Raw genomic sequence first — 13,031 nt, 5'->3', positions numbered from 1 at the left:
GGAGGGCACGGTCGACCTGGACGAGGACTTCTGACCGGCCGTTACTTCAGCTTCACCGCGTCCCCGGCCGACACGACCCGCGCGGTCGTCGTCGTGCCGGGGAAGTACCAGCGCCAGCTGCCCGCCGAGGTGGCGGTGACCTTGGTGCTGAGCTTTCCGGCATCGCCCGTGCGCACGGTCTTCACCGTGCTGTAGTGGGCGGCGCCGGCCGCCTTGAACTGCAACCGCACGTCCTGCCCGGTGAACCCGTGGTACTTCAGGTCCTCCCAGTTCGCCCGGGACAGCTTGCCGGTGACGGTGAGCTTGGCGCCCTTGGCGACGGGCTCGGGCGAGGCGTCCGTGGTCAGCCGCGAGGCACGCTTCACCTTGTACTCGGCGATCCGGTCGGAGATCCAGTAGTCGCCGTCGTTCGCCTTGACGGTGGCGTCGACCTGCCAGACGCCGGCCAGCTTGTTGCTGTCCATGTCGTCACTCTGGCGGATCCAGGCCGGGTCGACCGTCATCGTGACCGTGCACACCGACGTGGTGTGCGACTTCTTCACGCACGAGGTCCCGGCCCGCTCGAAGAAGCCCCAGCCGTAGGCCGTGTTGAAGGTGTCGGCATCGCTCACGCCCTTCACGCCCGAGTTGTCCTTGATCGTGAGGGCGATGGGGAACGTGACCTTCTTCGTCGTCCCGACGATCACGTTCCCGCCCTTGTTGACGACGGTCTGCACGACGCGGATGTCTCCCCTGCCCTCCGCGTGGGCGCCGGTCGCGGTCAGCAGCGTCAGGGCCGCGGCCCCGCCCGCCAACGCCCAGGCCGTTCGAGTCGTTCTGCCTCGCATGGTCCCTCCCCTTGTGGTGTGGAGGGAGAGGTTACACAGCGGGCGGACAGGTCCCACACGCGGTTTCCGTCAGGCGGGGCGGGCCGCGCCGTGGCGCCTCCTGCGGGGCTCGGGCTCTACCGCCGGCTCGGTGGGCCTGGGGGTCGCCGGCCGCTCGGCCGCCCTGAGCTGGCGGTCGATGCGCCGGTCGCGCACGATGCCGAGCACGGACGGGAGGGCCAGGAGGACCAGGATCCCGAGGGTGGCGAGCATTCCGATCAGTCCTTCGATCTGGTTTCCGTTCATGGACACCACTGTCGCGCCGGACACCCCTTACCGGGAGTGGCAGGACTGCCGTAGAGCCTCGAATTACTGCCACTGTCGAGGCACACTGGCAGCATGCTGAAGAACGTGGCCGCCGTGCTGCTGGACGGGGTGCATCCCTTCGAGCTGGGTGTCGTGTGCGAGGTGTTCGGCATCGACCGCAGCGACGACGGGCTGCCCGGGTACGACTTCGCCGTGGTGTCGGCGGAAGGGCCCGAGCTGGGCACCCACTGCGGGTTCACCGTGTCCACGCCGTACGGCCTGGAGCGGCTGGAAGAGGCCGATCTGATCGCCGTACCGGCCGGTGAGACCTATGCGGAGCGCGAGTATCCGGAGGAGCTGCTGGCGGCGCTGCGGCGGGCCGTGGACCGGGGCACCCGGGTGCTCAGCGTCTGCTCCGGGGTGTTCGTGCTGGCCGCGGCGGGGCTGCTGGACGGGCGGCGGTGTGCGGTGCACTGGCACCACGCCGAGCAGCTGTCCCGGCGCTATCCGCGGCTCACGGTCGAGCCGGACGTGCTGTACGTGGACGAGGACCCGGTGATCACCTCCGCCGGCACCGCCGCCGGGATCGACGCCTGTCTGCATATCGTGCGCAAGGCGCAGGGGCCGGAGGTGGCCAACAAGATCGCCCGTCGGATGGTGGTGCCGCCGCACCGGGACGGCGGGCAGGCGCAGTTCATCGAGCGGCCCCTGCCGAAGGCGCCCTGCGACACGGTCGGTGAGGTGCTCGCCTGGATGGAGGCCCACCTCGACCAGGAGGTGACCGTCGAACAGCTCGCCGCCCGCGCCCACATGGCGCCGCGCACCTTCGCCCGGCGTTTCCAGCAGGAGACGGGGACCACGCCGTACCGGTGGATCCTCCGCCAACGGGTGCTGCTGGCACAGGAGTTGCTGGAGGGCACGGACGAGACCATGGACGCCATCGCCTGGCGCACCGGGTTCGGTACGGCTGCCGCGCTGCGCCACCAGTTCGTCCGGGCGCTGGGTACGACCCCGAACGCCTACCGGCGCGCGTTCCGGGGCCCGGAGGCCGCCTGAGCGCGCGCCGGTACCAGGCGGCCTACCAGGGCATCGCCCGCAGCAGCAGGTTCTGCGGGCGGAGCGTGATGCCCACGCGGGTGGTGTCGTCGGACCCGCTGACCTGCTCGAAGCGGTACTTCGCGGAGATCGCCGCGGTGATCAGGCTCAGCTGGGTCATGGAGAAGTGGTCGCTGGGGCACTTGCGGTTGCCCACGCTGAACGGGCTCATCGCGTACTTCGGCACCTCCTTGGCCCGCTCGGGCAGCCAGCGGTCGGGGTCGAAGTCGAGGTGGCGGGCGTAGGAGCGGGCGTCGCGCTGGATGGCGTACGGGCTGTAGACGATGTCCGCCCCGGCCGGAATGCGATAGCCGCCGAGCGCGGTGTCGGTCACCGCGCGCCGCGTCAATATCCATACGGCGGGCCTCAGGCGCATGGCCTCGACGACGACATTGTTGGTGTGCGTGAGAGAGCGGACGTGCTCGAATCCGACCGGTCGACCACTGGTCACGGATTCGACCTCGGTCCGTACCTTCTCGGCGTGTTCCGGGTGGGCGGCGAGGACCTGGAGCAGCCACATGATCGTGGACGCGACTGTTTCGCTGCCGGGGGTGAGTATGGCGACGACCTGGTCGTGGATCTCCTGTTCCCCGATGGGGTCGCCATTGTCGTCCTTCGCCTCCAGCAATGCTGTCAGCAAATCGTCCGGCTTTTGACCGGATGCCCTCCGCTCGGCGACGATCTCGTCCACCAGCAGATGCAAATCGGCCAGCGCCCGGTTGAATGCGCGGTTGGCCGGGAACGGCAGCCGGTAGAGCGGGCCGAGCGGGACCACCATCCGGCGGTACATGCCACGGAAGACGGTGGCCAGATCGAGGCTGAGCCGTTCCGCGCGCTCGTCCATGTAGTCGCCGCGCAGCAGGCAGCGGGCCGCGATGCGGACGGCGACCCGGAAGGACTCGGAGGTGCAGTCGATGGTGCCGCCGGGTTTCCAGCGGTCGGTCAGGGCGTGCGCTTCCTCCTCCATGACCGGGCCGTAGCCGGGTATCGCGTCGAGCCGGAACGCGGGCTGTATGGTGCGCCGCTGCCGGCGGTGCCGGGGGCCGTTCGCGGTGGCCACGCCCTCCTTGCCGAGCAGTCCTTCGAGGGACTCCCACAGCGGGCCGTCGATCTTGAAGTCGGGGTTCAGGGCCAGTGCTCCGGTGAGCGCCGGAGCGGTGACGGCGTAGACCGTCTTGGGGCCGAGCCTCAGGCGGACGACGTCTCCGTGGTCGCGCAGCCCGGACATGAAGGCGAGCGGGTCGCGGACCAGTTTCAGACCGTGGCCGAGAACCGGTACGGCGCCTCCGGCCAGGGGCGGCTCACGCAGGTCGGGCGTCTCGGGGTTCTCGGGCGTCCCGGGGTTCGCGGACTGTACCGACTCGACGGTCATTTCTCACCTGCCGCTTCGTTCGTGACGTACGGGGGTGTGGAGCGGTCGTCCCAGCTGTCGACCATGTACCGGCCGGACTCGTGGTGGAACCAGTAGACGGAGCTGAACCAGTTGCGCATATGGCCGACACAGGTCTGGACAGCGGTGCTCAACTCTTTTCCGCGGACCGTTCCGTCGTCGATCTCGCGGGCGAACCTCAGGGCGTCCTGCTCGGCACCGATGAAGTCACCGATGCATTCCTCGACGCGCCGCCGGACGTCGTCCACCGCTTCTTCCAGGGTCATCCCCCGGTGGGTGATGAGGCTGATTCCGAGATTGTGCACCTCGTCGCCCGCTATTTCCTTCGGAAGCGAGCAGAGGTCGTTGTACCAGGCGGCGAATTCCTGACTGAGGAGGGCCGCACGGCGGTACGCCGGGTTTTTCCGCACCGCGTCCGGGAGTTCGCATCCGGCACTGGGTTCGAGCAGGTCCGTCCATATCCAGTGCGCGAAGGTGAGCCGGCGCAGCGCGAGGTATTCCTCGACGCCGGGTATGTATCCCTCGGTGCGGTTGCGGAATTCACGGTCGTAGGCCTCGATGACCGCGTGGAAGTGCCGGGCGAACCGCTGGTTCCAGGCGGGCGACAGGAAGCCGTACAGCCGCAGCACGCTGTCCGCGAAGCCCGCCACCAGGGGGTCGGGGTGGTGCTGGTGGTGTCTGGGTGCGTCCAGAGCCGCGTGCAGCCGGTGCCGCAGCCGCCGCCAGTCGCCCGCCCGGCCGTGCACGATGTCGCGGTCGTGGCGGTCGTCCCAGACGAAGAACCAGGCGCTGTAGTCGGCTATGGCCTGGAGGACCTCGTCGGGGGCACTGGTGTAGTAGCCCGCCATGAGGTCGGTGTAGCACAGGCCATCGGCATATTCACGAACCTTGGCCGGCGGCATGAGCCGATTTTCCAGGAGCCAGAGCCGAGTCTTCTCCTGGAGTCGTGGCCAATACGGATGCAGTTGCCGGGGAAAGGCGGACTCGATCACCGGGAGTGCCAGTGAGGGTGGGACGACGACCACCGTCTGCGTCGATGTGGTGCTGCGTGGGAGAGCTTGCACGAACAAACCCCTCTCAGCCGCCAGGAGCGCACACCCCTCCCGTTGTGCCGGGCGTGCGCCGTTGCGTATCCCGCACTTCCATTCAGCACCACAACTGATGGCCGTGGGAACGGATTTGCTTCATTCGCCACCCCAAGGTGCCGCGAATCTCCCCCTGTGTGACTGGTTGAGGATCACCAGGGGCGCGGAAGGGACCGGTTGTACGACGCACGCACGAGCGAAGTGCGCCAACACGAAGGCGCCCCGCCCGGGAAGGATCCCGGACGGGGCGCCCAAGTGCGCGGCGTCGCTCAGTCGTTGGCGACCACGGGGTAGCGCGGCTCGTTCTCCGCCATCTGCCGCAGCGCGTCCTTGCGGTCCCGCTTCGACAGCCGGTCGATGTACAGGTAGCCGTAGAGGTGGTCGGTCTCGTGCTGCAAACAGCGTGCGAAGTAGCCGGTGCCGCGGACCTTGATCGGGTTGCCCTGCTCGTCCTGGCCGGTCACCTCGGCGTAGTCGGGACGGGCGAGCGAGGCGTACGCCGTGGGCACGGACAGGCAGCCCTCGTTGCTGTCGTCCAGCCGGCGCTTCTCGGCGGGCAGGTCGACCAGCTTCGGGTTGCAGACCACACCGACGTGCCGGACGCCCCCGTCGTCCTGGCAGTCGTAGACGAAGACCTTCAGGTCGACACCGATCTGGTTCGCGGCCAGGCCCACGCCCTCGGCGGTGCGCTGGCTGGCGAACATGTCGGCGACGAGCTGCTGGAGCTCCTCGCCGAAGTCGGTGACGTCCTTGCACTCCTTATGCAGCACCGGGTTGCCGACGACCGTGATCGGCCGGGAGGTGCCGCGCTCACGCCAGGCACTCTCGCGCTCCTCGCAGTCCTCCGTGTCGACGACATAGCCCTCGTCGTCGACGGGGAGCACGCCCGCGTGCTGCTGATCGGTGTCCTGCTGCGCCATGACCGACGTACGCCTTCCTCAAAGAACAGGGGAGAGATGTTGCTGATACAGGGTACGGCGCCTGGTCAGCAGACCTCTTCCAGATCGCGCCAGTCCCGCGAATCCGGGCTGTCCGCGACCCACCCGTCGAGGAGCCCCCGCACGAGCGATGCCGGGGCCGCGATGCCGCACTCCCGCTCCGGCACCCAGAGCTGTCCGTCCGTCCGGTGGCCGAGCGGCCCGGGGTGACCCGGCTCGCTGTGGTCGTGCGGGTCCAGGTGCACCCCCTCGCCCTCGTCGGACGGCATGCGGGACTCGCTGCACATCCGGCACAGCAGCCGTACCGACGACGACCAGTCCTCCGCCGCGAACCCCGCGTCCGCGGCCAGTTGCTCCAGCGCGTCCCGGTCGGCCTCGGTGGCCGCCTCCAGCAGGACCACCCAGGTGGGCACGGGCGACGGCGCCCACAGCTCGATCTCGTCGAAGACCGGGTAGGAGTGCCCGGCCGACGTGGTGCGCTCACCGTGCGGGACGCCGTCGTGCAGCACGACCTCCCCCCAGCGCCGCCCGGAGGAGGGCAGCGGGATCGACAGCACCTCGATCCGCGCGGGGTCCAGCCGGCGGCCCCAGACCACCTCGGCCTCCCCCTCCGGGGAGAGCCGTACGGCCGCGCTGCCCAGCTCCATGCCGACGGGCTCCGCGGAGGCCGCGGCGCCCCCGGGCACCTTCAGCCCGTACGCCTGCCAGGCGCGACGGGCCAGCGGCCAGTCCTGGAGGGCGGTCGCGGCGATGCCGACGTTCCACCAGTCGGGCGCCCCGGTCTCCCGGTCGAGCAGGGCGACCGCGCGCAGTCCGGCCGCGCGCGCCTGCTCCCAGTCGTGCCGGAACTTGTGCAGCAGCGCGAGGTTGAACCAGGACTCCGACAGCCAGGGTTCCAGATCGGCGGCGCGTGTCAGCAGCTCGCCCGCGTCCTCGTACCGGCCGTCGCCGATGAGTGTGAACGCCCGGTCGGTGGCCTGCCGCCAGGAGGCGGAGGGCCGGTGCCGTCCCTTGCCGAAGATCCTCACGATTCCCGCCTGCCAGTTCCATTTCCCGCTGTGGGCTGGCTTGTGCCCCCGGACACCCTCTCCCTCGCATCCAACCACGTGCCGCGGGAAAGGCGCTCATTACCCATGGGTTACCCAGCCGGGCGCGGGGTCAGACAGCCCGGTTCGTCGCACTGGCACCCGCTCCCGCACCCCGGGGGGCCTGGCCAGTACCCGGGCGAGCGACTCCACGACCTCGGGAGCGTAGTCCCCGGCGGTGCCGAGCCGCAGCTCCTCCAGTGCGCGCAGCGGGCCTTCGGGGCCGGCGTCCCGGGTCTTCTCCTCGTAGGCGTTCACGGCCCGGACGATCCGGGCGGCGAGCGGCTGTTCCCGGTAGGGGTCGGCCTGCCGTTCCACGACGACGGCGACGGCCGCGTCCACGCCAGTCTGCCGGACGACGGCACCGCCGAGCAGGGCGATGCGCCGCTGCTCCGCGGCGGGCAGGCCGGCGGTGGCGCCGGCCGGGACCGGGTCGACCAGGCTGAGCTGGCCGATGTCGTGCATCAGGGCCGCGTACTCCAGGACGGTCAGGCCGGGGCCGGTCAGGCCGAGGTCCCGGCCGACGGCGAGGCTGAGCGCGGCGACGCGGTGGGCGTGCCCGGCGGGGGTGCAGCCGGCAATCTCGGTGGCGCGGGCGAGGGAGGCGATGGTCTGCCGGTAGGTGGCGCGGACGGCCGCGTACCGGCGCAGGGAGAGCTGGACGAGCAGCATGGGCAGACAGAACACGGGCAGCGCCCACAGGCCGACGACGGCGACCGCGAGCGCCATCACGGCGCCGGTCGCGCAGATGGCCGAGCCGATGCCGAGCAGGCCGCGCAGTTCCTCGCGCAGCAGCGGGCCGAACGGCCAGCGGGTGCGGCAGTGGGCGAGCGCGGCGGCCAGGACCGCCCCGCACAGCGAGGAGAGGGCGAGCAGGGTGAGCAGCAGGAGGGCGTAGGCGGGACCGACCCAGTGGGCGAAGACGCCCTGGCTGTAGAGCGGTTGGAAGCAGACGGCGGCGAAGCCGACGGTGAGCGTCCGGCGGGTCAGGTGGTCGGTGGTGGGGCTGCGGCCGGACCAGATGTGCGGGACGGCGCCGAGGACGGTGGCGACGAGGACGACGGTGACGACCTGGGCGGCTCCGTGCTGGCCGGGCCGTCCGGCGTCGGCGCCCAGCAGGGCGTACGCCAGGGCGCCGGCGGCACCGAGGGGCGCGGCCTGCCGCTGTCCCTGCTCGTCGCTCCAGCGGGTGAGTTCGCCGACGGCTATGAGCACGCCGAAGGCGAGTGCGACGCCCCGGTCGTGCAGGCCGGTCCAGAGGGTGACGGCGAGGGAGCCGGCCGCGACGAGGGCGGCGGCGCCGTGGATCAGCCGCAGGGCGGTCATCGGGGCGCCCCGGTGCTGGGGGTCCGCTCGGCGGGCGGGGTGCCGTACGCCGGTTCGTCGGCCGTGACCGCCGGGTGCCAGCCGGAGCGGCGCAGGGCGCGGACGAGCGCGCCGACCATCCGGGGGTCGAAGTGCGCCCCGGCGCAGCGCTCCAGCTCGGCGATGGCGGCCTCGACCGGGCGGGCCCTGCTGTAGCAGCGGGTGGAGGTCATGGCGTCGAAGGCGTCCGCGACGGCGACGATCCGGGCGCACTCGGGGATCTGGCCGCCCGCCAGGCCGTACGGGTAGCCGCTGCCGTCGAGCCGTTCGTGGTGGTGGAGGATGGCCGCGCGGGCCTCGCCGAGGAAGGAGATCCCGCGGACCATCTCGTGGCCGTACTCGGGGTGCAGCTCGATGATCCGCCGCTCCTGCGGGGTGAGCGGGCCCTCCTTGCGCAGCAGCCGGGTGGGCACGCCCAGTTTGCCGACGTCGTGCAGGATGCCGGCGAAGCGCAGCACCTCGACGCGGTCGTCGTCCATGCCGAGTTCGCGGGCGATCAGCACGGAGGCGTGTCCGACGCGTTCGCTGTGGCCGCGGGTGTAGCCGTCCTTGATGTCGACGGCCTGGACCAGGGCGCGGATGGTGGCCTGGTGGGCGGCGCGTTCGCGGTGGTACAGGGCGAAGACCCACCAGGAGACGCCCATCGGCAGCAGCACGAGCAGCGCGGCGACCGGGCCGTAGGGGCTGCGCCAGAGGACGGCCATCATCAGCCCGGCGAGTCCGTGCACCGCGACCGGGGCCGGCGTGCGCGCCAGCTGCCCCCGCCAGGCCCGCCGCAGCGGCAGCAGCCCGGCCGCCGCGCGCAGGCCGCCGTCGAGCGCGGTGAGCACGAGGCAGAACACGAGGACGGCCGCGCCCGCGGGCAGCAGCGCGGAGGGGAAGTCGGAGCCGACGACGGCGTCCTCGCCGCCGAGCGCGCAGTGCGTGCGGGCGGCGGCCCACACGGCGAGCGCGGGCTGCGCGGCCCGCCACACCCGCCGGAGCAGGACGGGCCGGTGCTCGACCGGGGAGAGCAGCGCGGCGGGCACCGGGACGAGCGCGGCGGCGGCCGGGGGCAGCAGGAACGCACCGGCGAGCAGCACGGGGTAGAAGGTGCCGCCGAAGCGGCGGCGCACGGCGTGCTCGCAGGCCGCGTAGAGCGCGGCGAGCAGCGTCGACGCCCCCCAGGGAGTGTGCGTCGCCGGCAGGGGCAGCAGGCAGAGGACGGCCGACAGGGCGACGGCGGCGACGTAGCCGCGTGCCCTTGCCGGTACCGCGTCCATCACGCCCCTCCCCGACCGTGCCTCCTCAAGGCTCGGAGCCTAGGGCGGACATCGGGGGGTGTGGGGCCTATGACCTGAGGATTAGCACGTTCGGGTGATATGCCCCGGCGTGTCAGGACTCCTGCGGTGCCGCCGGGGCCTTGGCCACGTCGTGCTGCGGGACCGTCTGCCCGGAGCGGATCAGATCGATCCGCCCCATGACCTTGGCCCGCAGGTCGGCGGGCACGTCGTCATGCCCGCAGCACCGCTTCACCAGCTTCTTCACGGCCTGCTCCAGGCCGTACTTCTCCAGGCACGGCGAGCATTCCTCGAAGTGGTGCTGGAACTTGTCGCGGTCGACGTCCGGCATCTCGCTGTCGAGGAACTCGTACAGGTGGTCCAGGACCTCACTGCAGTCCGTCTCGTGCGGCTCTCCGCAGCTCATGAGCCCGAGCCTTTCGCTTCGTTCGACTCTCCGGCGCCGGCCGGGACCAGCCCGCGCTCACGGGCGTAGTCCTCCAGCATGCCGCGCAGCTGACGGCGGCCCCGGTGCAGCCGGGACATCACCGTACCGATGGGTGTCCCCATGATGTCCGCGATCTCCTTGTAGGCAAACCCCTCGACGTCCGCGAGGTAGACGGCGATGCGGAACTCCTCGGGGATGGCCTGGAGCGCGGCCTTCACGTCCGAGTCGGGCAGGTGGTCGAGCGCCTGCGACTCGGCGGAGCGCAGACCCGTCGACATGTGCGACTCGGCACGGGCGAGCTGCCAGTCCTCGATCTCCTCCGCGGCGGAGCGCTGGGGCTCGCGCTGCTTCTTGCGGTAGGAGTTGATGAAGGTGTTCGTGAGGATGCGGTACAGCCACGCCTTGAGGTTGGTGCCCTCGCGGAACTGGTGGAAGGACGCGTACGCCTTGGCGTACGTCTCCTGCACCAGGTCCTCGGCGTCGGCCGGGTTGCGCGTCATGCGCAGCGCGGCCGAGTACATCTGGTCGAGGAATTCGAGCGCGTCCCGCTCGAAGCGCGCGCTGCGCTCCGCGGTCGACTCATCGGACGCGTCCGCGCTGACGCCCTGGCCCTCGGGCAGCTCCGCCTGGCCGTTGTCGGTCCCTGCGTCGGTACCGGTGACCGGACCCACCTCCTCAAGATCCCGGGTGGGACCGAAACCGATCCCACTCGATTCGGAGGATAGAACACGACCCGTGCCTGCCGCCGCTCGAATAGGAGCGATCTTGGCCGCATGCAGCACGGACCAGTCCAGGTCGGTGCGGCTGCTGCGGGCCGGGCAGATGGTCGAACCCATGCGGCGGACTTCCTCTCCCTCGACGTCGGTGCCGAACCCGTCGGCACTTCCGTCCCGATCAACAGCGGCCCACCGCACAACATTCCCGGGTCACCCGAGTGACGCGATCCACTCCCGTACCGCGCCGGTGATGATCTCCAGCGCCCGCTCCTGGGTGAGCTCCGCGCGCTTGGGGACGGCGAACCCGTGATCGCCGTGCGGCACCTCGATGAGCCGGAAATCACCCTCCGGGAACTCGGCCGGCTTCCCGAAGGGGTCGTTGCCGCCCTGGACGACCAGCGTGGGCACCCCGGCCCCCAGCAGCTCGTCCGCCCGGGACTTCTCCGGCTTGCCCGGCGGGTGCAGCGGGAAGCCCAGCGCGAGCACGGCGTGCGCGCCCAGCTCGGCCGCCGTGCGGCAGGCGACCCGGGCCCCGGCGCTGCGGCCCCCGGAGATCACCGGCAGGCCCGGCCCGGTGAGCGCGGGCCACACGCACCGCCAGCCGGTGTCCAGGGTCTTCGGCGCGGGAGCCACCTTCTTGCCGGCGACCCGCCAGGGCTGCTCGACGAGGGCGACCGTCACGCCGTCGGCGGGCAGCGTGGCCGCGAGCGCCCGGAGGTCGCGTGCCTCGATGCCGCCGCCGGCGCCATGGCTCACGGCCAGCACCAGCCGTGCCTCCTTCGCCGTGTGCCAGGTGATCCGGGCGTCCCCGGCCTCCGTGGCGACCGTCTGGGAAGTCACATCGGCCGCATGAGCCATGCTGGTCACATCCGTCACATCAGTCACATCAGTCACATTCGCCACCTCAGAAGAGTGTGCCCTCTTCAGGGCCCTCCAGCTCCTTCAGCAGCTCCGGGCCGTTGTTGCGGACGTTGCTGACGGCGGTGGAGACCGGGTAGGCGCGCATCAGGCCCGCCGGGGGCGGGGCGAGCAGCTCGCGCAGGTCGTCGGGGTCGGTGCGGGAGGGGTCGAGCCAGGCGTCCCAGCGGTCCGGGGTGAGCATCAGCGGCATCCGGGGGTGGATCTCGGCGAGGGAGCGCGGGCCCTCGGCCGGGGCCACGGCCAGCGGGGTCTGCTCCGCCTCGGTGGTGATCACCGAGCAGGTGGCCCACCAGGCCCGCGGGTGGTCGTCGGGCAGGGTCCGGTCGCGCCAGAACTCGTAGAGTCCGGCCATCGCGAACACCGAGCCGTCGGCGGGCAGCACGAAGTACGGCTGCTTGCGCGGCCGCTTCTTCTTCCCCTCCACCTCCAGGTCGCGCTCCTGCGCGCCGGTGACCCACTCGTAGTAGCCGTCGGCCGGCAGGATGCAGCGGCGGGCGGCGAAGGCGCGCCGGTAGGCGGGCTTCTCGTGGACGGTCTCCGCGCGGGCGTTGATCATCCGGGCGCCGCCCTCCGGGGTCTTGGCCCAGGACGGGACCAGGCCCCACCTCAGCCTGCGCAGCTGGCGAACCGGACGCGGGGAGTCCGCGTCTTTCAGGGGGCGGTCCAGGACGGCGTAGACCTCCTTGGTCGGCGCCACGTTGTAGTCGGGCTCCAAGGTCTCCTCGGGCTCCCTCCCCCAGTGGCTTGACTCCGCTCGCCCTGGGGGGACCCCCATCTCGACCCCGAAGACTCCCGCGAGATCCTCGGGCCTACGACTCGATGCATACCGTCCGCACATACGTGCCACACTGCCAGATTCCGTACCAGCACAGGGAGCCACTCCGACCGATGGACAGCCTCGCCGCCACCGCGCTGCCCGACCTCTGGGACCGGCTCACCGGCACCCAGCCCGATCCCGACCTGTGGGTGGTGCTGGCCACCCTGGCCGCCGCGCTCGCCGTGGTCGTCCCGCACCCGGTGTGGCGGATATCCCGCAACGCGATCACCATCGCGCACGAGGGCGGTCACGGTCTGGTCGCGCTGCTCACCGGCCGGCAGCTCACCGGGATCCGGCTGCACTCGGACACCAGCGGGCTCACCGTGAGCCGGGGCAAGCCGTACGGGCTGGGCATGATCCTGACGGCCGCCGCGGGCTACACGGCCCCCTCGCTGCTGGGTCTCGGCGGGGCCGCGCTGCTGGCCGCCGGGCGCATCACCCTCCTGTTGTGGGCGGCCACGGCCCTGCTGGCGGTGATGCTGGTGATGATCCGCAACGCGTACGGCGTGCTGACCGTGGTCGTCGCGGGCGGGGCCTTCGTGCTGGTGTCCTGGCTGGCGGGTCCGCAGGTGCAGGCCGCGTTCGCGTACGCGGTGGTGTGGTTCCTGCTGTCCGGCGGGGTACGGCCGCCGTTCGAGCTCCAGGCCAAGCGGTCCCGGTCGGGGGCGGGGGACTCGGACGCGGACCAGTTGTCCCGGCTGACGCACGTGCCGGCGGGCCTGTGGCTGTTCCTGTTCCACGCGGTGTCGCTGTGCTCGCTGATCGGCGGGGGCCGCTGGCTGCTGGAAGGTTGACGGCGC

The 13,031-nt window shown here is 71.5% G+C and carries 14 protein-coding genes; 2 read left to right on the top strand and 12 right to left on the bottom strand.

Annotation, left to right across the window (positions count from 1 at the left end; translation table 11 throughout):
• Positions 1-41 precede the first annotated feature (41 nt).
• Together AQJ11_RS42020 and AQJ11_RS42015 are read right to left on the bottom strand one after the other, a co-directional pair.
• Positions 42-827, bottom strand: a complete 786-nt coding sequence (locus AQJ11_RS42020; RefSeq protein ID WP_244218636.1) for a hypothetical protein — start codon at positions 825-827, stop codon at positions 42-44.
• A gap of 69 nt (positions 828-896) precedes the next feature.
• Complete coding sequence (locus AQJ11_RS42015) at positions 897-1,121, bottom strand: hypothetical protein (RefSeq protein WP_059266971.1); 225 nt, start codon at positions 1,119-1,121, stop codon at positions 897-899.
• A gap of 84 nt (positions 1,122-1,205) precedes the next feature.
• Here AQJ11_RS42015 and AQJ11_RS42010 point away from each other — a divergent pair, with 84 nt between their 5' ends.
• Positions 1,206-2,168, top strand: a complete 963-nt coding sequence (locus tag AQJ11_RS42010) for a GlxA family transcriptional regulator (protein ID WP_059266966.1) — start codon at positions 1,206-1,208, stop codon at positions 2,166-2,168.
• A 22-nt stretch (positions 2,169-2,190) separates the two neighbouring features.
• Here the strand turns inward: AQJ11_RS42010 and AQJ11_RS42005 are convergent, their stop codons facing one another.
• The 10 genes from AQJ11_RS42005 to AQJ11_RS41960 form a co-directional block, all read right to left on the bottom strand.
• Positions 2,191-3,579, bottom strand: coding sequence for a bifunctional albaflavenone monooxygenase/terpene synthase (locus AQJ11_RS42005; RefSeq protein ID WP_059266965.1), 1,389 nt, complete (start codon positions 3,577-3,579; stop codon positions 2,191-2,193).
• Positions 3,576-4,661 (bottom strand): epi-isozizaene synthase, encoded by a 1,086-nt coding sequence (gene cyc1 / locus AQJ11_RS42000; protein ID WP_203349019.1) that lies wholly within the window; start codon positions 4,659-4,661, stop codon positions 3,576-3,578. The genes AQJ11_RS42005 and cyc1 overlap by 4 nt, the downstream gene beginning before the upstream one ends.
• A gap of 290 nt (positions 4,662-4,951) precedes the next feature.
• The gene (gene def / locus AQJ11_RS41995; protein WP_058081854.1) at positions 4,952-5,602 is read right to left on the bottom strand and encodes a peptide deformylase; all 651 of its coding nucleotides are present in this window, start codon (positions 5,600-5,602) and stop codon (positions 4,952-4,954) included.
• Between the two features lie 65 nt (positions 5,603-5,667).
• Positions 5,668-6,648: a hypothetical protein gene (locus AQJ11_RS41990; protein ID WP_014674894.1), complete on the bottom strand. Its 981-nt coding sequence runs from the start codon at positions 6,646-6,648 to the stop codon at positions 5,668-5,670.
• Between the two features lie 99 nt (positions 6,649-6,747).
• A complete protein-coding gene (locus AQJ11_RS41985; RefSeq protein ID WP_059266964.1) occupies positions 6,748-8,031 on the bottom strand; it encodes an HD-GYP domain-containing protein in 1,284 nt (427 codons plus the stop codon).
• Entirely contained in the window at positions 8,028-9,332 is a 1,305-nt protein-coding gene (locus AQJ11_RS41980) for an HD-GYP domain-containing protein (RefSeq protein WP_059266963.1), read from the bottom strand. Before AQJ11_RS41980 ends, AQJ11_RS41985 begins: the two co-directional genes overlap by 4 nt.
• A gap of 112 nt (positions 9,333-9,444) precedes the next feature.
• Positions 9,445-9,756, bottom strand: coding sequence for a mycothiol system anti-sigma-R factor (rsrA, locus tag AQJ11_RS41975; RefSeq protein ID WP_014674891.1), 312 nt, complete (start codon positions 9,754-9,756; stop codon positions 9,445-9,447).
• A complete protein-coding gene (gene sigR, locus AQJ11_RS41970; RefSeq protein ID WP_014674890.1) occupies positions 9,753-10,448 on the bottom strand; it encodes an RNA polymerase sigma factor SigR in 696 nt (231 codons plus the stop codon). Before sigR ends, rsrA begins: the two co-directional genes overlap by 4 nt.
• 255 nt (positions 10,449-10,703) lie before the next feature.
• Entirely contained in the window at positions 10,704-11,351 is a 648-nt protein-coding gene (locus AQJ11_RS41965; RefSeq protein WP_059266962.1) for an alpha/beta hydrolase family protein, read from the bottom strand.
• Positions 11,352-11,397: 46 nt separating this feature from the next.
• Complete coding sequence (locus AQJ11_RS41960) at positions 11,398-12,252, bottom strand: SOS response-associated peptidase (RefSeq protein ID WP_059266961.1); 855 nt, start codon at positions 12,250-12,252, stop codon at positions 11,398-11,400.
• Between the two features lie 50 nt (positions 12,253-12,302).
• On the opposite strand from AQJ11_RS41960, the gene AQJ11_RS41955 reads away from it, so the two are divergent.
• Positions 12,303-13,025, top strand: a complete 723-nt coding sequence (locus AQJ11_RS41955) for a M50 family metallopeptidase (protein ID WP_059266960.1) — start codon at positions 12,303-12,305, stop codon at positions 13,023-13,025.
• Positions 13,026-13,031 lie beyond the last annotated feature (6 nt).

This window comes from Streptomyces corchorusii (assembly GCF_001514055.1).
Lineage (GTDB): Bacteria > Actinomycetota > Actinomycetes > Streptomycetales > Streptomycetaceae > Streptomyces > Streptomyces olivaceoviridis.
This window is presented reverse-complemented; position numbering and strand designations above follow the sequence as displayed.